The 20,333-nt window shown below is 39.4% G+C and carries 24 protein-coding genes; 1 reads left to right on the forward strand and 23 read right to left on the reverse strand.

Annotated features, from left to right (window positions below; genetic code table 11):
* Positions 1–9 precede the first annotated feature (9 nt).
* The 4 genes from HMPREF1116_RS07425 to budA all read right to left on the reverse strand — a co-directional run bounded on the left by HMPREF1116_RS07425 (position 10) and on the right by budA (position 3,641).
* Entirely contained in the window at positions 10–942 is a 933-nt protein-coding gene (locus HMPREF1116_RS07425) for a LacI family DNA-binding transcriptional regulator (RefSeq protein ID WP_000182000.1), read from the reverse strand.
* A gap of 43 nt (positions 943–985) precedes the next feature.
* A complete protein-coding gene (locus HMPREF1116_RS07430; protein ID WP_000153222.1) occupies positions 986–1,798 on the reverse strand; it encodes a Cof-type HAD-IIB family hydrolase in 813 nt (270 codons plus the stop codon).
* Between the two features lie 346 nt (positions 1,799–2,144).
* Entirely contained in the window at positions 2,145–2,900 is a 756-nt protein-coding gene (locus HMPREF1116_RS07435; protein ID WP_007555319.1) for a YhfC family intramembrane metalloprotease, read from the reverse strand.
* 12 nt (positions 2,901–2,912) lie between these two features.
* Positions 2,913–3,641 (reverse strand): acetolactate decarboxylase, encoded by a 729-nt coding sequence (gene budA / locus HMPREF1116_RS07440; RefSeq protein ID WP_000598746.1) that lies wholly within the window; start codon positions 3,639–3,641, stop codon positions 2,913–2,915.
* A 464-nt stretch (positions 3,642–4,105) separates the two neighbouring features.
* On the opposite strand from budA, the gene HMPREF1116_RS07445 reads away from it, so the two are divergent.
* The gene (locus HMPREF1116_RS07445; RefSeq protein ID WP_000808265.1) at positions 4,106–5,380 is read left to right on the forward strand and encodes an aminotransferase-like domain-containing protein; all 1,275 of its coding nucleotides are present in this window, start codon (positions 4,106–4,108) and stop codon (positions 5,378–5,380) included.
* 19 nt (positions 5,381–5,399) lie between these two features.
* Here the strand turns inward: HMPREF1116_RS07445 and HMPREF1116_RS07450 are convergent, their stop codons facing one another.
* The 19 genes from HMPREF1116_RS07450 to hprK form a co-directional block, all read right to left on the reverse strand.
* The gene (locus HMPREF1116_RS07450; RefSeq protein ID WP_007555305.1) at positions 5,400–6,215 is read right to left on the reverse strand and encodes an ABC transporter substrate-binding protein; all 816 of its coding nucleotides are present in this window, start codon (positions 6,213–6,215) and stop codon (positions 5,400–5,402) included.
* 157 nt (positions 6,216–6,372) lie between these two features.
* Positions 6,373–7,026, reverse strand: a complete 654-nt coding sequence (phoU, locus tag HMPREF1116_RS07455; protein ID WP_000946478.1) for a phosphate signaling complex protein PhoU — start codon at positions 7,024–7,026, stop codon at positions 6,373–6,375.
* 11 nt (positions 7,027–7,037) lie between these two features.
* Complete coding sequence (gene pstB, locus HMPREF1116_RS07460) at positions 7,038–7,796, reverse strand: phosphate ABC transporter ATP-binding protein PstB (RefSeq protein ID WP_000138672.1); 759 nt, start codon at positions 7,794–7,796, stop codon at positions 7,038–7,040.
* A 12-nt stretch (positions 7,797–7,808) separates the two neighbouring features.
* Positions 7,809–8,612, reverse strand: coding sequence for a phosphate ABC transporter ATP-binding protein PstB (gene pstB / locus HMPREF1116_RS07465; RefSeq protein WP_000049858.1), 804 nt, complete (start codon positions 8,610–8,612; stop codon positions 7,809–7,811).
* Positions 8,613–8,622: 10 nt separating this feature from the next.
* A complete protein-coding gene (gene pstA / locus HMPREF1116_RS07470; RefSeq protein ID WP_000543058.1) occupies positions 8,623–9,507 on the reverse strand; it encodes a phosphate ABC transporter permease PstA in 885 nt (294 codons plus the stop codon).
* Positions 9,497–10,414 carry a phosphate ABC transporter permease subunit PstC gene (pstC, locus tag HMPREF1116_RS07475; RefSeq protein ID WP_001070955.1) on the reverse strand — a complete coding sequence of 306 codons (918 nt, stop codon included), beginning with the start codon at positions 10,412–10,414 and terminating at the stop codon, positions 9,497–9,499. Before pstC ends, pstA begins: the two co-directional genes overlap by 11 nt.
* Complete coding sequence (locus HMPREF1116_RS07480) at positions 10,414–11,292, reverse strand: phosphate ABC transporter substrate-binding protein PstS (RefSeq protein ID WP_000713723.1); 879 nt, start codon at positions 11,290–11,292, stop codon at positions 10,414–10,416. The genes pstC and HMPREF1116_RS07480 overlap by 1 nt, the downstream gene beginning before the upstream one ends.
* Before the next feature lie 110 nt (positions 11,293–11,402).
* Positions 11,403–12,716, reverse strand: a complete 1,314-nt coding sequence (locus tag HMPREF1116_RS07485) for an RsmF rRNA methyltransferase first C-terminal domain-containing protein (protein WP_001160281.1) — start codon at positions 12,714–12,716, stop codon at positions 11,403–11,405.
* Positions 12,717–12,722: 6 nt separating this feature from the next.
* Complete coding sequence (locus HMPREF1116_RS07490; RefSeq protein WP_000428169.1) at positions 12,723–13,490, reverse strand: inositol monophosphatase family protein; 768 nt, start codon at positions 13,488–13,490, stop codon at positions 12,723–12,725.
* Positions 13,480–13,758 carry a UPF0223 family protein gene (locus tag HMPREF1116_RS07495; RefSeq protein ID WP_001041984.1) on the reverse strand — a complete coding sequence of 93 codons (279 nt, stop codon included), beginning with the start codon at positions 13,756–13,758 and terminating at the stop codon, positions 13,480–13,482. The genes HMPREF1116_RS07490 and HMPREF1116_RS07495 overlap by 11 nt, the downstream gene beginning before the upstream one ends.
* A complete protein-coding gene (locus HMPREF1116_RS07500) occupies positions 13,759–14,160 on the reverse strand; it encodes a Spx/MgsR family RNA polymerase-binding regulatory protein (RefSeq protein ID WP_000631256.1) in 402 nt (133 codons plus the stop codon).
* Between the two features lie 210 nt (positions 14,161–14,370).
* Positions 14,371–14,994: a TIGR01906 family membrane protein gene (locus HMPREF1116_RS07505; protein WP_000850053.1), complete on the reverse strand. Its 624-nt coding sequence runs from the start codon at positions 14,992–14,994 to the stop codon at positions 14,371–14,373.
* A complete protein-coding gene (locus tag HMPREF1116_RS07510; protein WP_000120628.1) occupies positions 14,984–15,757 on the reverse strand; it encodes a TIGR01457 family HAD-type hydrolase in 774 nt (257 codons plus the stop codon). The genes HMPREF1116_RS07505 and HMPREF1116_RS07510 overlap by 11 nt, the downstream gene beginning before the upstream one ends.
* A 10-nt stretch (positions 15,758–15,767) precedes the next feature.
* Positions 15,768–16,505, reverse strand: coding sequence for an acyl-[acyl-carrier-protein] thioesterase (locus HMPREF1116_RS07515; protein ID WP_000524794.1), 738 nt, complete (start codon positions 16,503–16,505; stop codon positions 15,768–15,770).
* A 4-nt stretch (positions 16,506–16,509) separates the two neighbouring features.
* On the reverse strand, positions 16,510–17,640 hold the full coding sequence (gene hemW, locus HMPREF1116_RS07520) for a radical SAM family heme chaperone HemW (RefSeq protein WP_001170100.1): 1,131 nt from the start codon (positions 17,638–17,640) through the stop codon (positions 16,510–16,512).
* Between the two features lie 86 nt (positions 17,641–17,726).
* Positions 17,727–18,122, reverse strand: coding sequence for a YtxH domain-containing protein (locus HMPREF1116_RS07525; protein WP_000517401.1), 396 nt, complete (start codon positions 18,120–18,122; stop codon positions 17,727–17,729).
* Between the two features lie 15 nt (positions 18,123–18,137).
* Positions 18,138–18,521 (reverse strand): DUF948 domain-containing protein, encoded by a 384-nt coding sequence (locus HMPREF1116_RS07530; protein WP_000895021.1) that lies wholly within the window; start codon positions 18,519–18,521, stop codon positions 18,138–18,140.
* Between the two features lies 1 nt (position 18,522).
* Positions 18,523–19,311, reverse strand: a complete 789-nt coding sequence (lgt, locus tag HMPREF1116_RS07535; protein WP_000566791.1) for a prolipoprotein diacylglyceryl transferase — start codon at positions 19,309–19,311, stop codon at positions 18,523–18,525.
* Positions 19,304–20,239 (reverse strand): HPr(Ser) kinase/phosphatase, encoded by a 936-nt coding sequence (gene hprK, locus HMPREF1116_RS07540; protein ID WP_000115135.1) that lies wholly within the window; start codon positions 20,237–20,239, stop codon positions 19,304–19,306. The genes lgt and hprK overlap by 8 nt, the downstream gene beginning before the upstream one ends.
* Between the last annotated feature and the right edge of the window lie 94 nt (positions 20,240–20,333).

Here is a 20,333-nt window from a genome sequence, read left to right on the forward strand (position 1 = left end):
CCTATTTTATCATCGTATGATAAACTCCGATTGTAGGATAATGGTCCGTTTTTCGTCCGAGAGTGCTTGTTTGAAACTTTCCTGACCGAGTTGGTAGGATTTGTTATCAATGGTAGGAATCCCCAGTACCTCTCCTGTCAATTGCTTTTCTTGGCCAATCAACAAGGGTAATTCAAGATTTTTCTCCTGATAATAGCGAACTACACCAGTTGCTACATCATCTCCATTGCTAAAAATACAGTCTAAATCATGCTTAATCAAGCTGTCTCCTTGTTCATAAGCATCCTCCCCAGTGGAAATTCCGTCCAAAATCAGAGGTTCCTCTTTCTCACCAAAGACTTCCTTATAAGCTTCCATGGTTAGACGATAAGTAGAACTTTTTAAGTCTTTTCGGGTAAATAGCAAAGCAATCTTGCTTTTCCCCTGGTCTTTAATCCAGTTGAAGGCTGTCTTGCAGGCATGGATCCGGTTCACATAGACGCTGCTTAGATTGTGTTCCTGCACTTCCTCGCAGCAGACAATGTTGCCATACTTAGCGTAAGAAGCAATGGTTTCTATATCAACACTGCGAGAGGTGAAAATCAGACTGTCGAAGGCCCGTCCTCGAAGTTGCTCCAGGTAATTTTTTTCCAAATCTATATCATATCGAGAAGGTAGGATGAGTAGGGTGTGGTTATGAGCCAAGGCCGCATCCAAAAGCCCATTCAGTAACTGACTGAAATATGGATGGAGTGTTGTGTAGGGAATTACAACACCAACCCTACGAGTCGAACCCGAACTTAATTCCTGAGCTAGGATGTTGGGACGATAGTCCAATTCCTCCATAACTTGCAAAATTTTCTGGCGAGCTTCCTCTGAAACATGAGGATGGTTATTAATAACCCGTGATACGCTAGAAACAGAATAGCCACTCAGTTTGGCAATTTTTCGAATATTTGTCATTGTTTTCTTTCTATGGGAGGATTGACGCCCTCCAAACACGTGATTAGTTCAATTTTTTAAGATACTTACGTATGCCATAGCCGACACCGTGATCATCATTACTACGCGTAACCTTATAAGCTAGCTCTTTGATGTCAGGAAATGCATTGTCCATCACGATAGGATAACCCACCATCTCGAGCATTGGAATATCGTTGTGCCCATCACCAAAGGCAGCAGTCTGACTCTTATCAAGCCCCTCTTTTTTGATAATATAGGCAATACCTTTTGATTTTTTAGCGGTTTTGCTGGTAATTTCCAGATGATACTGACCAGATCGAAGAATGCTGACCTCACCCAAGTCCAGTGATTGTAAATATTTTTCCAAAGACAATAAGTCATTATTATCTAGGGCAATCATCATAATCTTGAAAGTATTATCTTTGGCAGTAAGAAACTCAGCCTCGGTTTGTAGTGTTGGTTTTTGGCGCGTGATTCTGTGTTCTAGACGAATTCCTTCATCTATTGTATCACAATACCAGTACGTCATATCATAATAGCTGATACTAATGTGTGGAAAATGCTTGCGAACTGCCTGTAAAATAGTCTGTGCTGTCTTTCTAGGAAGGATATCTGTATGAAGGGGCTTAACTTTCCCCTCTACAAGTTGATAAATCAAACCGCCGTTAAAGGCAACTTGAGGTCCAGTCAACTGAAGTTCCTCTATAGCCTCTCGCATTTCCATGGGAGCCCGAGCAGAAACTAGAGTTAAAGGAATTTGGGCATCACGGATAGCCTTGCTATTCTCGCTAGAAACGCGGCCCTCAGAATTTAGAAGGGTGCCGTCCATATCTGAAAAAATACGTTTGATGGTCATAATCTTGTCCTCTTTTCTTCTTTATCCGCTAGCGTGTGATAGGTCGGTTTAAATGCGCATTCCCAACCTTTGATACCATTTTACATTCTGGAACGCGTTCCATGTCAAGAGGAAAATGAAATAAATTTTATTTTTTTGTGGTCTTAGACAGAGTTGATGTTGAGGTGGTAAATAGTATATCTTCCAGTAAGCAGCTTATCCAAGCACAGTTTGTAAAAACTAATTCCTATCTGCTTGCAGTAGTCACTTCTTTAAATTTTAGGTAAGCGAAAAAAAATTACAAAGAGCTAATAAACAGACAAATAACAGAGATAACAGAGAACAATAAAAAGAGGTTTCCCTCTTTTTATGATGATTTTTTCCAAAATGTAGATTTTGTCAGCCAGACAAAAGCCAGAAGTTCTACAAGAAGAATAACCTCCACTAGAAGGGGATTTGACAACCAACCAACTTGAGATAGGCTCGGAGCCAAATCAAATAGGGCGTGTAAACCATAAGCAGCTACTAGGTAAATCCATTTCTTTTGGCGAACTGCTTGATAAACCCAGAAGGTCAAGCCGACTTGAAGAAGCAAGGCTAGGATTCTCTCTAGTCCCAAAAGGTAAATCTGCCATGCTGCTAGATTGTTAATCGTAGCAAGCGTGCTTTCAGGCAAGAGTTGCATAATGTTTGGATTTTGAGATTCTACTGCTGAAAAGAGGATGAAGAGATTGAGTAAACTTGCAATCCCGATATAAATCAACTCTAAACCACCATGTCCCAATCCATAAGCAAGAGCATCTGAATCTTCCAAAGTTCTTTTCTTCTCCAACCATTTAAAGAAAATAAGTCGAGCTGTTTCTTCAAATAAAGCAGCCATAGAAATGCCATAAATCACATAGAGAAGAGGATTTTCTGACATGAGTGGAACTGTCCCATCCTTTTGTGGGTGGAGAACCAAGAGATGAACGATTTTCTCCAAGACTTGAGAAGAGGCAAAAAATGCAACTGCCCCAAGGCCCAAAACTGCAAAATTAATCTTGTATTGCTTTCTTGCATACCAAACTGCTGCAATGAGAAAGGCAAATAAAGCCAGCATCGTTATTATTACATGAATTTTCATATATGACTCCTTTTATTCTGCCTGTTCGATATCTTTTTTCATCTCGTCAACATTAAACTTAGCAAATAGATACTGACGATCCTGAACAGGAAAACGTTGATCCAACTGGTCAACAGCTCCCACCTCTACAATCCCTTCCTTGATGACAAAGTCCATAACGTGGCCACCAAAGGTTAGGTCATCTGAGATAAAGTGCAAATGATAACCAGCAACACTAACTCCATGGAAAATTTCAGGTGTCCAGAAACCAACGATAGTTCCTGAGACATTGTCACAGCTATATTCAGGCTGATGAGTCGCAACCTCAGCAAACTTTGTTTCAGTTGTTGATTTTGGAATCATACGAACATGCATATGCTTAAAATCACCATGAATCTTAATCGAACGAAATAGATTTTCTCCATCATAATAGGATTCAATACGTTTTTCAAGTTCCTGATCAGTCATTTCAAAACGCTGACGGAAAATAACTTCTGCCTGGTGGGGTACAACTGCTGCATAGGGGATCAAAGCATCTGGTGAAACTTCAACGATTTCAGGTTTCTCACCTGAACCCTTAGCCTGATATGCTTTCCCATCTAAGACAATCAATTCTCCATCGATAGAATCCAGGGTTCCTAATCCTAAATCACCATGTTCAAGCAATTCACCAACGGTCATGGTTCCACCGTAAAGTCCCGCCATCAAGGCTCCCAAAGTATTGTATTGGAATAATTTAACTGGTTCTTGCACCTTTATCATCTCACTCTTCTTTGAAAATTTTACTTACTAAGTATATCACATTTCTGATTAGAATTGAATGCTAGACTTCCTTTTAATACTCAATGAAAATCAAAGAGCAAACTAGGAAACTAACCGCAGGTTGCTCAAAGCACTGTTTTGAGGTTGTGGATAGAACTGACGTAGTCAGCTCAAAGCACTGCTTTGAGGTTGTGGATAGAACTGACGAAGGCAGCTCAAAAAACTGTTTTGAGGTTGTGGATAGAACTGACGAAGGCAGCTCAAAAAACTGTTTTGAGGTTGTAGATGGAACTGACGTAGTCAGCTCAAAACACTGTTTTGAGGTTGTGGATAGGACTGACGAAGTCAGTAACATATATACGGCAAGGCGACGTTGACGCGGTTTGAAGAGATTTTCGAAGAGTATAACATTGCCAAACTTCTAAAAAAAAGGTACAATGTAACAAAATCATGAGAGGTCTGGGATGAAGCAAGAAAGCAAATATGAACAAGTCGTTCACTATCTAAAAAATGAGATAGAATCAGGTAGATTTCCCACTGGAAGTCGCCTACCATCTATCCGAAAACTCAGTCAAGATTTCCACTGTAGCAAAGACACTATACAGCGCGCACTCTTAGAACTCCGATACCAGAAATATATCTACTCCAAACCTCAAAGTGGTTACTATGTTTTGGAGCAACAAACCAGTCATGAAGACTTAATTATCTCAGTCAATGATGAACACGCAGCTGCCTATGATGATTTTCGTCTGTGTGTCAATGAGAGCTTGATTGGGCGAGAAAATTATCTCTACAACTACTATGAACATCAAGAAGGTTTAGAAGAATTACGTCAGTCTGTACAGACATTGCTCTTTGATCAAGCCATTTATAGTAAGGCAGACCAGTTGGTCATGACGTCTGGAACCCAGCAGGCACTGTTTATTCTTTCTCAGATCGATTTTCCAGGTCAAGCTCAGGAAATACTGGTCGAACAACCGACCTATCATCGAATGAACCAGCTGCTACTAGCTCAAAATCTTCCCTTTCAAACCATTGAACGTCGAGTGAACGGCATTGACCTGAAAGAACTTGAGGAACAGTTTAAAAGCGGAAAGATTAAGTTCTTCTATACCATTCCACGTTTCCACTATCCTCTGGGCCATTCTTATTCTGAAGAGGAAAAACTTGCTATCCTTGACTTAGCTGCAAAATATCAGATTTATATCGTTGAGGATGACTATCTAGGTGACTTGGATCCTAAAATGGGACAAACCTTTCATTATTTGGACCAACATGATTTGGTCATCTATATCAAGTCCTTTTCTACGAGTCTATTTCCTGCCCTTCGAATCACTGCCCTTCTTCTTCCAAACACTATCAAGGAAGCTTTTGTAACCTATAAAAACATTCTCGACTATGACAACAACCTTATCATGCAAAAGGCCCTGTCACTTTATATTGATAGTCAACTCTTTGAGAAAAACAGGCTAGCACGATTGGCACTGCAAGAAAAAAGTCAGAAGCACATCCAACAGCTCTTACAAAGCTATCCCATTTCCCTACCAAGCTATCCACTTCATGATGGGCTTTTACTTGATCTCAGGAACTATCCTAGCATCGCTAGTCTTAAACACAGTCCTCTAGAACTTGACTTCTTCGAATCTTCCTATCTAGCGAACTGTCCTTATCACTTTGCAAAAGTTCCTTTAGAAAATATTGAAGAAACATTAAGCTATTTAAAAACAGAGCTGGGCTGAAATCCAACTCTGTTATTTTTTATTGTTCTACTTCTGTTAGCTTAGCAGCTTTTTCAAGATAAGTTTGGTAAGTTCCGTCATCTTTCAGTTTTTGGATGACCTTATCAACTACTTCCTTCAAATCTGAGTTACCTTTTTTGATAGCCACCGCATTTGCTTCGCCTTCTTTCATAGTCAAGCTTACAGTAGCTACTGCCAAATCTGAGTTCTTAGCAGCATAGCTTAGTGCTACTGGTTCATCCATATGAACAGCATCAACCTTACCTGATTGAAGCTCATTGACTGCTTCGCCCATGTTTGTCAAAGAAGTCAACTGTGCCTTTGGAAGTTGCTCTTTAACCATAGATTCAGGAACAGTCCCTTTTTGAGCTGCAATATTAGTACTTGCTAGAGAGTCCAAATCCTTGTATTTTTCAAGATCTGACTTTCTGATAAGGAAGCTAATTTTATTTTCATAGTAAGGAATTGAGAAATCAAAGACTTCTTGTCTTTCTTCAGTTGCACTGATTCCCGCAATTGCTAGGTCTGCTTTTCCTGTTTGAAGACTGGTCAAGACATTATCAAAACTCATACTTGAAATTTCCAATTTCACTCCAAGTTCATCAGCGATTGCTTGCGCCATGTCAATATCCGCACCTACGACTTGGTTTTTACCATCCACAAGTGCTTGAAACTCAAAGGGAGCATAGTCGGGACTAGTTGCGACCACTAATTTTCCTTTTTGCTTGATGGCCTCCACTGCAGACTGCGAGCTTGAGCTAGACGATTGGCAAGCCACCAATAAGAAGCTTGCAAGAAAACTACATAAGACAAATATCCATTTTTTAAAATTCATAAATAAACAACCTCTCTGTTAATTTTGTATAATTATAACTCTATTTACTTCGTTTGTCAAGCATATTCTAAATTTTTATGAAAAATTTTCAATTTTTGTTTCAAAAAAGGAGCTTTTACTTACTAACAAGCTCCTTTTTTTGCATAATTAATCAATCTTACAATTCAACAATCTTACCTGTTTCAAAGTAAACAACCCATTCACAGATATTTTTTGCATAGTCACCGATGCGTTCCAAGTAAGAAATGACTTGGAAATAATCACGACCTGTGACGATAGCTTCTGGGTTCTTTCTAATTTCTTCAGTTGCAAGATCACGAATATTATCAAAGTAATGGTTGATAGTTTCATCCATGGTTGCAACTTCATAGGCTTGATCCACAGAACCATTCAAATAAAGTTCTAATGCGGCTTCAACAAAGTTTTTTACTTCACGACCCATTTTTTTAATTTCTTCTTCAACTGCAGGGATACGCTGCTCACCCTTCATACGAATCGTTGCTTTTGCGATAGATACTGCATGGTCCCCCATACGTTCTAAGTCTGACACAGCTTTTAGAACTGTTAAAACTGTACGTAAGTCTTGTGAAACTGGCTGTTGTAGGGCAATCATTTCAAATGATTTCTTTTCAAGTTTCACTTCGTATTCGTTTACTTCTGCATCTTCCTCAATGACTTCTTTAGCCATGTCACGGTCATGCGTTACAAAAGCACGTACGGTACGATTGATTTGGGAAAGAACTTCTTGTCCCATAGCATAAAACTGATTATGCAATTTCTCTAAATCTTCTTCAAATTGAGATCGTAACATCTTCTCACTCCTTATCCAAATTTACCTGAAATGTAGTCCTCTGTCTCCTTATGTTGAGGATAGAGGAACATATCCTTGGTATCGTTAAATTCAATCAAATCTCCATTGAGGAAAAAGCCTGTCTTATCAGAGATTCGAGATGCTTGCTGCATAGAACGAGTAACCAAGAGCATGGTGTATTTGTCTTTTAGACCATACAAGGTTTCCTCAATCTTACCAGCAGAAATAGGGTCCAAGGCTGAAGTTGGTTCATCCAAAAGGATGATTTTAGGGCTAGTCGCCAATACACGTGCCACACAAACACGTTGTTGTTGCCCACCTGAAAGACCAATAGCAGAATCATGCAAGCGGTCCTTGACTTCATCCCAGATTGAAGCACGTTGTAAAGCCTTCTCCACTGCTTCATCTAAGACCTGCTTGTCTTTTTCTCCATTTATACGGAGGCCATAAACGACATTTTCATAGATAGACATAGGAAAAGGATTGGGTTGTTGGAAGACCATACCAATTTCTTTACGTAATTCAACTGTATCCGTACGAGGACTATAGATATTGTGCCCATTATAAACCACTGATCCAGTTGTCGTCACTTCAGGATTAAGGTCACCCATTCGGTTAATAGACTTTAGAAGGGTTGATTTTCCAGATCCAGACGGACCGATAAGGGCCGTAATTTCCTTGGGTTGGAACGATAAGGAAACACTATTCAAGGCCTTCTTTTTATTGTAATAGACTGACAGGTCTGAAACCTGTAAAATCGGTTCTGTCATACTATTTCCTCTCTAACCAAAGTGTCCAGTTACATAGTCATTTGTTGACTGCAGCTTAGCATTTTGGAAAATATTTGCAGTTTTATCATACTCAATCAAGTCACCCAGGTAGAAGAATCCTGTATAATCACTAGCACGCGCAGCTTGTTGCATACTGTGAGTTACGATGATGATGGTAAAGTCCTTCTTCAACTCCAACATGGTTTCTTCAAGTTGAGCTGTCGCAATCGGATCCAAGGCTGATGCTGGCTCATCCATCAAGAGGATATCTGGTTTCACAGAGATTGCACGAGCGATACAGAGACGCTGTTGTTGACCTCCTGAAAGAGTTAAGGCTGACTTATGAAGATCGTCTTTTACTTGGTCCCAGAGGGCAGCCTGACGAAGTGAAGTTTCTACAATTTCATCAAGGACCTTCTTATCCTTAACACCTGCACGTTCATGTGCAAAGGTGATGTTGCGGTAGATTGATTTAGCAAATGGGTTTGGACGTTGGAAAACCATTCCGATGTGTTTACGCATTTCATAAACATTAATTTCAGGACGGTTGACGTCAATTCCTTGATAGAGAATTTGTCCTGTAACCTTAGCAATATCAATGGTATCATTCATACGGTTGAGACTGCGTAGGTAGGTTGATTTCCCAGATCCCGACGGACCAATCAAGGCTGTAATTTTATTTTTTTCGAATTGCATATCCACGCCCTTGATGGATTCATTCTTACCGTAGTAAACATGTAAATCCTTCGTAGAGAGGGCCACTTTTTCTTCTGGAAAAGTAATGATATGCCTTTCATCCCAATTATATTTTGACATGGCTTCTCCTTTAGGCTGCGGTTAATTTCTTATGTAGATAGCTTCCGAGTTTACGTGCTCCAAAGTTAAAGATTAAGATAAAGATGAGGAGCACCGCAGCAGAACCTGCTGAAACAAGTGTTCCATCAGGAATAGTTCCTTCACTGTTGACTTTCCAGATATGAACAGCCAAGGTTTCTGCTTGACGGAAGATTGAGATTGGACTGGTTACGCTGAGGACATTCCAGTTTGACCAGTCAAGAGCTGGCGCAGATTGTCCTGCAGTATAGATAAGAGCCGCAGCTTCACCAAAAATACGACCTGAGGCAAGCACAATACCTGTTACAATACCAGGTAGGGCTTCGGGGATAACGACATGAAGAACTGTTTCCCAACGAGAAAGCCCAAGCGCCAAACCAGCCTCACGTTGCGTATGGTGAACGTGTTTCAAACTGTCTTCAACATTACGCGTCATCTGTGGAAGGTTAAAGACAGTCAAAGCCAAGGCACCAGAAATAATGGAAAATCCATACTCGAACTGAACTACAAAGATGAGGTAACCAAAGAGACCGACTACGACTGATGGCAGTGAAGACAAAATTTCAATACAGGTACGAACGAAGTTGGTAACACGACCTTTTTTTGCATATTCAGCCAAATAAATTCCAGCCCCCATTGATAGAGGTACAGAGATGAATAAGGTAATGACCAAAAGGAAGAAGGAATTATAAAGCTGGATTCCAATACCACCACCTGCTTGGTAAGAAGATGATTTTCCAGTCAAGAAGGACCAAGAAACATGAGGTAAGCCTCGAACCAAGATATAGAGAATCAAGGAAGCAAGGATGGTCACAATGATTCCTGCGATGGTATAGAGGACAGCTGTAGCAAGTTTATCTAATTTCTTAGCGTGCATAGTTTTTCTTTCCTCTTTCTTTCGTAATCAATTTAATCACACTGTTAAAGGCCAAGCTCATCAAAAGCAATACTAAGGCTAGTGACCAAAGAACATTATTATCAACAGTTCCCATAACGGTATTACCAATTCCCATGGTCAATACAGATGTTAAAGTCGCTGCTGGTGTCGTCAATGAAGTTGGAACAACTGCTGAGTTACCAACAACCATCTGAATTGCAAGGGCTTCACCGAAAGCACGCGCCATCCCGAAAACCACTGCTGTAAAAATACCTGAACGAGCAGCCTTCAAGGTTACACGCCAGATGGTTTGCCAACGAGTTGCTCCCATGGCTAAACTAGCTTCACGATAGTGACGAGGAACTGCACGTAAGCTATCAGTTGTCATGAAGGTTACAGTCGGCAAGATCATTACAAAGAGAACGAAAATCCCTGATAAAATACCAAAACCTGTTCCACCAAAGACACTACGTACAAAAGGTACGACGACCTGCAAACCGATAAATCCGTAAACTACCGAAGGAATCCCAACTAGAAGTTCGATAGCTGGTTGCAAAATCTTAGCTCCTTTTGGCGATACTTCTGTCATAAAGACTGCAGCACCAATTGCAAATGGTGTTGCAATAAGAGCTGATAGGATGGTAACGATAAAGGAACCTAAAATCATTGGAAGGGCGCCAAACTGTTTACCTGATGGATTCCAAGTTGCACCAAAGAGAAAATCAAAGATATTCACACCATTGACAAAGAAGGTTGACAAACCTTTTTGGGCTACAAAGATTAAAATCATAGCCACAATGATAACAATCAAAGAGAGGCAGGCAAAAGTCAGAATTTTCCCTAATTTTTCAAGACGAGAGTTCTTTGACGGAGAGAGCAATTTTTTAGATAATTCTTCTTGATTCATTATTGACTCCCTTCTAGCGCTGTTACAGTCCCTGTAGCATCTTTTTCAACCTTCATTTCCTTAACAGAAATATAGCCCATTCCTTTAACGATTCCGTTCTGAGCTTCGTCTGAAAGGACAAAGTTTAAGAATTCGGCAACCAATTCATTTGGCTCACCAAGTGTATACATATGTTCATAAGACCACAAAGGCCAATTATTCGTGGTTACATTCTCTGAAATTGGTTCATAACCATTGAGTTTGATTGTCCCAACAGAATCATCAACATAAGCAAATGCTAGGTAGGAAATAGCTCCAGGAGTTTGAGAAACGATTGATTTGACCATCCCGTTTGAATCTTGTTCCTGACTTTGCATTGCTGATTGACCATTCATGATCACACTATCAAAGGTTGCACGAGAACCTGAACTAGCCGCACGGTTGATTATAGAGATGGCTAAATCTTTCCCGCCGACTTCTTTCCAGTTAGTAATTTCTCCTGTGAAGATTTGTAGGAGTTGATCTGTCGTTAGATTATCAACATCTACTTCTTTATTGATAATAACAGCCAAACCTGCAACAGCTACCTTATGATCGACCAAGGCTGAAGCATCAATACCGTCTTTTTCCTCAGCAAATACATCCGAGTTTCCGACATCTACTGCTCCTGACTGAACCTGCGATAGTCCTGTACCAGAACCACCACCTTGAACATTGACAGTTTTACCGATATGAGCTGATGCGAATTCATCTGCTGCCGCCTCGACTAAAGGTTGGAGGGCAGTTGAGCCAACAGCCGTCATTGACTCCCCACGATCAATCCAACTTGCACACCCTGCTAGTGAACCAGCAAGTAAAAAGGTCGCAAGAAAGAGGGTGAGTTTTTTAAATTTTTTCACTATTTGTCTCCTTGAAAATAATGATGAATAGCTTGGAATTTCGCCCTATTTTTCTAATGTTTTATGCAAAAAATCCATACTTCCACTATAACATAGAATACTGATTTTGACTAGTTTTTTACCTTAAACCTCAAACCCTTAGGGAAATAATTCTTCAAGGTATTTCCAGTCACTTTTGCAAAACCTAGACCATTCCCACCAACCAAAACTTGATACCAGCCATTTGGCAAAGTTTCAGACAGCTGAACTGTTTCACCAGCTACGTATTTGACAAAGTCCTCTTCATGAATTTCAATTCTTTGATTGACTTGACTTGGTTTTAAGGCTAGGCCAAGAGCAAAACTTGGTTCGAAACGCTTTTTCTTAAAGGTTCCAAGATGTAGTCCGTTTCGTGCAATCCTAAGTTTTCCCAAATCTGGTAGAACTTCAGGCAAGAGATACAGTTGGTCACCAAAAACCTGTAGGACTCCAGCCAGTTTCTCTTTTAAATGTTTCTTCTCAAAATCCTGCCATAAGGAATTCTGTTCTCGAGAGAGGTTGGATTTAGAAGGCTTGAACTTAGAGACTTTATTTTCCCCTCGAAATTGTAAATGGGCAACAAACTGTCCTTCTCCCTTAAAGTGATGTGGATACATTCTAGCGGCTTCAGGTAAGTCAATCCCAGGGACCATTCCATTGATATGTTGAACTGGGATCAATTCAAAATCATAGCTATCCAGTAACCATTGGACAATTTCTTCATTTTCTTCTGGAGCCCAGGTACAGGTAGAATAGACCAAACGGCCACCATCAGCCAACATGGTGACCGCATCCTCTAGAATTTCACGCTGCAAGTCAGCACATTGGCTTGGATATTCTACACTCCAATAATTCATAGCGTCAGGTTGTTTACGAAACATTCCTTCTCCTGAGCAAGGTGCATCTAAAACGATCAGGTCAAAATAGCCTTTAAAAACCTTGGCTAAACGGTCTGCAGATTCATTGGTTACAACAACATTAGTCGCACCAAAGCGTTCCATATTTTCAACTAAGATTTTTGCTCGTTTGTTTGAAATTTCGTTAGAAACTAAAATACCCTCACCTGCTAGATAAGCAGCCAGTTGAGTTGATTTACCGCCCGGTGCTGCTGCTAGGTCCAAGACCTTCATACTTGGCTTTGGCTGAGCTACTTGAGCAACCATTTGTGCAGCAGGTTCTTGTGAATAGACCAAGCCAGTTACATGTTCTGGTGATTTCCCTAAAACCTTCCCATAGTAGCCCCAGGGTGTATTGGGAATAGCATCTGAAAAAGAAAGCTGTCTTTCTTTTAAAGGGTTGATACGAAAAGCAGAAACAGCCTCATCATCAAAAGAGGCAAGAAAAGCTCTTGCCTCATCTCCCAATATTGCTTCATATTTTTTTACAAATCCTTCTGGAAATTGCATGTAATTTTATTTCCTTTCATAGATATAGGATTGGATTTCTGCCAACTTGTCAGTTGGAACCATCATAATTGGTTGTCGTGTCTGAAAATCCACCGGTTCTCCAGTTAAGGTTACAATCTGATACCCTAAACTTTCTCCTATAATACTAGCTGCAGCATAATCCCAAGGTTGGAGATAGGTGATATAGGTCAATAGCTGACCTGAGAGGATTTTTGAAAAGCTGATAGCTGCACTTCCATATATTCGCACACCAAGTGAAGCATTAGCCAATTCTGCTACACCCCAAGCGTTTGTTTCCAACATACCAGCATTACTCGCAATCAGAAAATCACGCAAGGGCTTATCCTTAAAATTAGGCAAGGGTTCTTCATTGAGACAGGCCTGAAAAGCACCTCCTCCATGATAACAATGACCTTTCATGACATCATAAATGATCCCAAACTGACCCACACCGTTTTCAAAATACGCTACCATAATGGCGAAATCTTCACCTTGTGCGACAAAGTTGTTAGTACCATCAATGGGATCAATGACCCAAACAGATCCATATCCAACTGAAGCACGCAGACAGCCCTCTTCTGCACAAAATTGGTCATCAGGATAATACGAACGAATCCTATCAACCAAAAAATTCTGAACTTCCTTGTCCAAACGAGTCACCAAGTCTGTAGGAGATGATTTTCTCTCAATATTCAATTCTTCCTGCATGTGAGCTAGAATATAGTCTCCTGCTTCCTTGACAATCTCTTTGGCAAACACAAATTTATTTTCCAAGCGAAATCTTCCCTTCCCCTTGTTCTTTGGCCAATTGGACAACTCGATAGAAGGAATAACCACTCGCAGATTCAAATTCACGACCCAAGCGTTTCTCTTCACTCTTGCTTGGAACAACCGCTTTGAATCCCTTATAGGAATCTAGTAGTTTCTTTGCTTCTACCTTAGTCTCATAGGCTGCTTCAACATCATTAAAAAAAGAAAGCACTGAAGCAAGTTCTTCAGTGCTCCACGACAAATCTAGTGGGTAACTATACTGTTTATTCATCTAATTAATACCAGCTCTCAATGTAGCTTCTTTCAGTTCTTGTTTACGGTAACTACGAGGGAGAAAAGCACGAATCTCATCTTCATTAAAACCGATTTGCATCCGTTTTGCGTCAATAATAATCGGACGACGCAAAAGACTTGGATACTGCTCAATTAAATGAAGCAACTCCGATACTGAGATACTCTCTACATCAATATTCAATTTTTGAAAAATCTTTGAACGAGTCGAGATGATGTCATCAGTACCATTTTCGGTCAAGGAAAGAATGTGTTGCAGTTCTTTTCTCGTTAAAGGGCTGGTCATAATATTATGCTCTTGGAAGGGCACTTTATGCTTCTCGAGCCAGGCCTTTGCTTTACGACATGATGTACAACTCGGTGATAAAAATAGTGTAATCATGCTTTCCTCTTCTTTACATACTTTTCTATTTCTATTATACAAAAAAATAAAGCGCTTGACTAGTTATTTCCGTAAAAAAACCTACTTTTTCAAGAAAAATAGGTTTTTTAGAATTACATATGAATGTTTTGCTTAAATATAGAAATATTCATGTTACAAACGATAGTTTCTTCCTACATTTTATTTGGAATCAGTAATACTTTTCTTCACTTATCTATTTGTTTTTCGACTCTGTAGGTACATAAATCCAAAAATCAATTCATACAAGCAGAAAAATAGGAGAAAGGCATGGAGGAAAAAGTTCTCTGGTAGGATGAGAATGATAGGATCTTTTGCTGGATCAAACAACCAGGTATCATCACCTACAAATAGAATCTGATGAAACAAGGTAAAGAATTGTTCAAAACCAATGAAGACACCAACTAAACCAAGAACCAAAGGTAGAGAAAGTATGATTAAGAGTGCTCTACGATAAAGTGGCAGAAAACCTTTCTGAATAACTTGCTTCCAAAAAAGATAGAAAATCGGTAGAGTTACTACTGCTACTCCTTGAGCAAGATGGAAGAGTCCCTTTACAACCACAAAGTGGTGAATACCAGAGGCAGAGGAAGGAAAATCCGGCATTTCCAATACTTGACTCAATGGATTGGTCAAATAATCCATCAAAACATTAAAATTATGCTGGATGGTCTGAGGTTGCAGATGAACACGATTTGTCAAGTTTAACCAAGAAATCTCCAGAGGGTAAACCAACCAAGCCAGGTAAATAGTCAATAAAATCGCAAGCGAGAGGAGAAAGAGAATACTTCCTACAAAAGTAAACTTAGTTTTCATCGAAATTCCACTCCGCTAGACTTGAAAGGACATGAGTTGGTGCAATTGGCAAATCCTCTACTTCTTCAGGTTTTGTAAATCCTGTCGTTACCAAAAGACTAGGAATGCCATTGTCAATACCAGCTCGAATATCAGTAAGATAATTATCTCCCACCATGACAATTTCTTGGCGTTCAAGTCCTAGGTGTTCAACAGCCTTGTCCATAATAATCGCATTAGGTTTTCCAATATAAACTGGTTTTACACGAGTTGCTGCTTCAAGAAGAGTAATCAGTGAACCGGCACCAGGCAAAAGTCCACGTTCCGTTGGAATATTTAAATCTGGGTTGGTACCGATAAAGTGAGCACCTTTATGGATAGCTAGGGTTGCCTTAGCAAATTTTTCATAGTCTACTTGCCAGTCCAAACCAACAACCACATAGGCTGGATTTTCTTTATCTTCGACATACCCTGCTGCTTGAATGGCCTCCTTTAGGCCTGCTTCTCCGATGACATAGACTGTCTTTTCAAGTCCTAGGTCATTCATGTAATCAATTGTAGCTAAAGTTGCAGTATAGATCGTCGATACAGGTGTGTCAATGTTAAACTGATTGGCTAACATCTCTTGAACACTTTCAGGTGTACGAGTGGTGTTGTTTGTTACAAAAAGATAAGGAATCTCTCTTTTTTGTAACTCGTGAACAAAAGCCTCTCCCGCAGGGATTCTATCTTTCCCCTTATAAATCGTTCCGTCTAAATCAATTAAATATCCTTTATAAGACATATCTTTCTTTCTAATCTTTGTTAATTTCTTGCCAAGTTATCTTTGCTTGAGCATTGATGTCACCATCACTTGTGACTTGATGATCACTCTCTAATCCATTTAATTCATAACTAGAAGTAATCATTCCGCCTGGTCGAACTTCCTTGACATATTTGAGGTTAATTTTTTGGGGGATATGATTAGTAAGGAAATCTGCTCCCATGACCTCAAAAATCCAGTCTAGGTATTTGCTGTTATTGACGTGACCATTCATATCTAAGTCATAGAAACGAACGTGATAATCCTTGCTTATCGCTTCTTCCAGCTCTCTATATTTTGGCCCACGGACCAGTTTCTTAGAAAACTCAGATTGATAAGGGGCGACAATTTCTGGTACTACAGGATGAACCTTTCGACTTTCACGGTCCATAAGGACAAAGGTAGCTACCATATGAACGATCTCTTGACCAGCTTCATCATAAATAGTAAATCGGCGGTAGCAAAAGAGACGATTGTAAGTCAAGGCTTCCGTTTCAATGGTGATTTCCTCAGCAAATTGAGGTAAACGTACAACATCGATATCATAATCAGTGATAATCCAGACTAGATTATACTGTTCTAAAACATCCTTATCACTCACTCCCAGCTCAATTGACTGCATTCCTGATACCTGGAGAGACAACAAAATCACATCTGGTAGCTTGATATGGCCATTCATATCAGCCATATCAAAAGGAATTTTCATCTTCATTTGATAAGTTAAACCCATAATTTTACTCCAATATAAATCGTTCTGCTACTGTATCTCCTAAAAAGAGACCTCTCTTGGTCATGCGAACACGATCGCCATCAACCTGCATGAGATCTTGTTGAATCAAGTCTTTGACGATTTCTCCATACAGTTCCTGGAAAGACCGTTCGAATTTTTCTTCAAAGCGTGCCATGGAAACTCCTGACTTCTTGCGAAGGCCGAGAAACATCTCTTCTTCCATTTGCTCCCTTAGACTCAGGTGTTCCTCATTGATACGGGCACTCCTCTCTTCTACTGCCTTTAGATAATGGCGGATAGGCCCATGGTTTTTATAGCGAACACCATCTACATAACCAGATGCTCCCGCACCTATTCCATAATATTCGGCATTGTCCCAATACATGAGATTATGTCGACTTTCAAAGCCTGGCTTAGAAAAATTAGAAATTTCATAATGCTCAAATCCAGCTCTTTCTAACTCTGCAATGATATAGTCAAACATCTCCGCTTCTAATTCTTCCTTAGGAAGTGGTAATTTCCCTCGTCTCATACGATTCATAAAGACCGTATGATTTTCCAAAATTAAGCTATAGAGACTCATGTGGGGAATATCAAGGGCAATTGCTTTGGCAACATTGTCCTTAACTTGTTCCATAGTCTGACCAGGAAGTGCGTAAATTAAGTCAATGGAAATATTATCAAAACCAGCTAGTTTAAGGCGATCGATATTTTCATAGATATCCTTTTCAGTATGACTACGCCCAATCTTTTTCAGCATTTTGTCATCAAAGGTCTGAACTCCTAGTGATACACGATTAACTGCAGAATTTTTCAACACAGCAATCTTATCAGTATCCAGGTCACCAGGATTGGCCTCAATGGTCAACTCTTCCAACATTGATAAGTCCAGTTTTTTAGTCAATCCTTCTAACAAAACTTCCAATTGAGAAGCAGACAAGGCTGTCGGTGTCCCACCACCAATATAGAGTGTACGCAATTTTTGAATATCATAAGAATGAAATTCTTGCAGTAGATGCTCTAGATAGCTGTCTACTGGCTGATTTTTAATAAAGACTTTTGAAAAGTCACAATAATAACAAATCTGTGTGCAAAACGGAATATGCACATAGGCTGATGTCGGTTTCTTCTGCATAGTATTTATTATACCACAAAGAGTTCACTCAAGAAAAAAATCACCATTCTTGATTTTCTAGAAAACCAAGAAATGGTGATTCTATGTTACTTTTCTTGAAGCTCAATGACAATTTCTTGACCATTTTCTTTTTCTTCCACAACTACTTTCTCTTCCAGTTGTGATTTAAAATGATTCAAGGTTTCTTTTGAAGCTTCAGTCGCTTGTTGAGCATGATATTTTGCTTTATCAAGAACAGTGTCAAGAGTAATTTCCCCAGATTCAATCTGCTCTTTTGTTTTCAGAACAAATTCTTTGGTTTGTTCTTTGACATCCGTTAATTTTTCACAAACCTGCTCTTTAGCATACTCAGGATCTTCTTTTAGATCTTCTAAAAATTCTTGTGCTTGGCTTCTAACTTGTTTTCCTTTGTCACTTGTTAGAAACAAGGCAGCTGCAACACCTGAAACAGTTCCTAAAAGGATAGATGATAGTTTTCCCATTAGTCAACTCCTTTTTTATTTTTTAAAAAATTTACTTGCAACACGAATAGCAGACAAACCTGCACCAGTTTTTATAGTTTTTGATCCAGCAGATGATGCCTTTTTACTCAAAACACGTGCTTGTTCATTTAGGTCAGAAACAGAAACAGAAAGGTCTGCAACAGCTGTAAAGAGGGGATCAATTGTAGCAACTTTGACATTGATATCATCAACAAGAACGTTGACCTTTGTAAGCAATTCATTTGTTTGATGAAGAGTTACATCTACATCTGATGTTAAAGTTTTAACAGTTTTTTCAGTTTCATCAATTACACGACCAACTTTTTGAAGGGTAATAATCAGATAAACTAAAAAGACAACCAAGGCAATTGCCACAATAATATAAGCCACTTCTAACATTTTAATTCTCCTTTTTTACATTATAAAATGGTGCTTTTTTCCGATTTTGATAAAAGATGATATAAATACCAAGGCCAATCAATAGGGCAGACAACCACTGGGATACTCGGAGTCCAAAGAACATGAGACTATCCGTACGCATGCCCTCAATAATCATACGTCCAAATCCGTACCAAATTAGATAAAAGGCAGTGATATGACCACGACGGATATTCTTTAATCGGCGTCTAAAAATGACAATTAATGCAAAACCGATCAGATTCCAGATAGATTCGTATAAGAAGGTTGGTTGGCGGTAAGAGCCATCAATATACATCTGATTCTTAATAAAATCAGGTAAGTAATCAAGATTTTCAACGACTGCTCCATAAGCTTCTTGGTTAAAGAAGTTTCCCCAACGCCCTAGACTCTGAGCAATCATGACGCTCGGAGCTGCAATGTCTAAGAAATCCCAAGTATTGATTAATTTGCGATCAGCAAAGATATAGAGAACAATTGATCCAGTAATTAAACCACCGTATATGGCAAGACCACCATTCCAAATAGCAAAAATCTCTCCCAGATGTTGGCTATAATAATCAAATCTAAAGATAACATAGTAGAGTCTAGCACCAATGATGGATAAAGGAAAAGCAATTAAGATAAAGTCCAAAATATCATCAGATAAAATCTTCTTTTTAGGTGCTTCTTTACTAGCAAGATATACCGCTAAAACAAGACCTGAAACAATGCAGAGTGCATACCATCTAACAGCTAAAGGACCAATTTGAAAAGCGATTGGATCAATCATCTTTCACCTCGTTCTTTGCAATCAGATTTGTCAATCTTTCTTCAAACAAGCGAGTAGCATCAAAGCCCATTTCCTTAGCACGATAATTCATCGCTGCTGCTTCGATAACTACAGAAATATTACGTCCTGTTTTTACAGGAATGCGGATACGTGGAATGGATACTCCAGAAATCTCCAATTCCTCAGCATTATTGCCTAGACGATCAAAAGTCTTTTGCGTGTCATAATTTTCAAGATATACAGCTAACTGAACTTGTGAAGAATCCTTAACTGCACTGGCACCATAAAGACTCATCACATCTATAATACCAACACCACGAATCTCAAGTAAATGCTTCAAGATTTCAGCTGGTTCACCCCAGAGAGTCATTTCATCCTTAGCAAAGATATCTACACGGTCATCAGCCACCAAACGGTGTCCTCGTTTCACGAGTTCTAGACCTGTCTCACTCTTACCAATACCACTGTCGCCCTGGATTAACACACCCATACCATAGATATCCATCAAGACACCATGTACACTTTCACGCTCAGCCAAACGAGAATCTAGGTAACTTGATAATTCCCCAGACAGACGACTTGTTGCTGTACGACTCGTTAAAATAGCGATTTTACATTCTCTAGCAGCCTTTAGCATTTCCTCTGGAACTACTAAACCACGCGCAACAATAACTGCAGGTGTTTCCGGTTGGAACAATTTCTGCAAAATATGGTAGCGGTTATGAGAAGACATGCTAATCAGATAAGACCACTCTTTCATCCCCAATAGTTGAATCCGCTCTGGGGTATAGTAATCAAAATAGCCTGTCATTTCGAGACCTGGACGACAAATATCGCCTGTATTGATTTCCTTTTTAAGTAATTCTGGCTCACCATAGACAATGTCTAGCCTAAGCTTATCAATCACTTCTTTGACTAAAACCGACATAATTTTCTCCTTCAATCGAGTTCTCCCTACTATTATATCAAATTGTGGTAGGAAGTTTATGTTTTTAACAGTGTTTGGGGTATTACTTTAAAAT

Origin of the sequence: Streptococcus sp. SK140 (assembly GCF_000259525.1) — a bacterium.
Lineage (GTDB): Bacteria > Bacillota > Bacilli > Lactobacillales > Streptococcaceae > Streptococcus.

Coding starts and splice junctions, on each gene's coding strand:
- HMPREF1116_RS07495 (WP_001041984.1), bottom strand. CDS start 13,758: ATGAATAAACAGTATAGTTACCCACTAGATTTGTCGTGGAGCACTGAA.
- HMPREF1116_RS07450 (WP_007555305.1), bottom strand. CDS start 6,215: ATGAATTTTAAAAAATGGATATTTGTCTTATGTAGTTTTCTTGCAAGC.
- HMPREF1116_RS07435 (WP_007555319.1), bottom strand. CDS start 2,900: ATGAAAATTCATGTAATAATAACGATGCTGGCTTTATTTGCCTTTCTC.
- pstA (WP_000543058.1), bottom strand. CDS start 9,507: ATGCACGCTAAGAAATTAGATAAACTTGCTACAGCTGTCCTCTATACC.
- HMPREF1116_RS07525 (WP_000517401.1), bottom strand. CDS start 18,122: ATGGGAAAACTATCATCTATCCTTTTAGGAACTGTTTCAGGTGTTGCA.
- hemW (WP_001170100.1), bottom strand. CDS start 17,640: ATGCAGAAGAAACCGACATCAGCCTATGTGCATATTCCGTTTTGCACA.
- pstB (WP_000049858.1), bottom strand. CDS start 8,612: ATGTCAAAATATAATTGGGATGAAAGGCATATCATTACTTTTCCAGAA.
- HMPREF1116_RS07510 (WP_000120628.1), bottom strand. CDS start 15,757: ATGTCTTATAAAGGATATTTAATTGATTTAGACGGAACGATTTATAAG.
- HMPREF1116_RS07500 (WP_000631256.1), bottom strand. CDS start 14,160: ATGATTACACTATTTTTATCACCGAGTTGTACATCATGTCGTAAAGCA.
- phoU (WP_000946478.1), bottom strand. CDS start 7,026: ATGTTACGATCTCAATTTGAAGAAGATTTAGAGAAATTGCATAATCAG.
- HMPREF1116_RS07515 (WP_000524794.1), bottom strand. CDS start 16,505: ATGGGTTTAACTTATCAAATGAAGATGAAAATTCCTTTTGATATGGCT.
- HMPREF1116_RS07445 (WP_000808265.1), top strand. CDS start 4,106: ATGAAGCAAGAAAGCAAATATGAACAAGTCGTTCACTATCTAAAAAAT.
- budA (WP_000598746.1), bottom strand. CDS start 3,641: ATGATAAAGGTGCAAGAACCAGTTAAATTATTCCAATACAATACTTTG.
- HMPREF1116_RS07425 (WP_000182000.1), bottom strand. CDS start 942: ATGACAAATATTCGAAAAATTGCCAAACTGAGTGGCTATTCTGTTTCT.
- pstC (WP_001070955.1), bottom strand. CDS start 10,414: ATGAATCAAGAAGAATTATCTAAAAAATTGCTCTCTCCGTCAAAGAAC.
- pstB (WP_000138672.1), bottom strand. CDS start 7,796: ATGACAGAACCGATTTTACAGGTTTCAGACCTGTCAGTCTATTACAAT.
- HMPREF1116_RS07530 (WP_000895021.1), bottom strand. CDS start 18,521: ATGTTAGAAGTGGCTTATATTATTGTGGCAATTGCCTTGGTTGTCTTT.
- lgt (WP_000566791.1), bottom strand. CDS start 19,311: ATGATTGATCCAATCGCTTTTCAAATTGGTCCTTTAGCTGTTAGATGG.
- HMPREF1116_RS07430 (WP_000153222.1), bottom strand. CDS start 1,798: ATGACCATCAAACGTATTTTTTCAGATATGGACGGCACCCTTCTAAAT.
- HMPREF1116_RS07505 (WP_000850053.1), bottom strand. CDS start 14,994: ATGAAAACTAAGTTTACTTTTGTAGGAAGTATTCTCTTTCTCCTCTCG.
- hprK (WP_000115135.1), bottom strand. CDS start 20,239: ATGTCGGTTTTAGTCAAAGAAGTGATTGATAAGCTTAGGCTAGACATT.
- HMPREF1116_RS07485 (WP_001160281.1), bottom strand. CDS start 12,716: ATGCAATTTCCAGAAGGATTTGTAAAAAAATATGAAGCAATATTGGGA.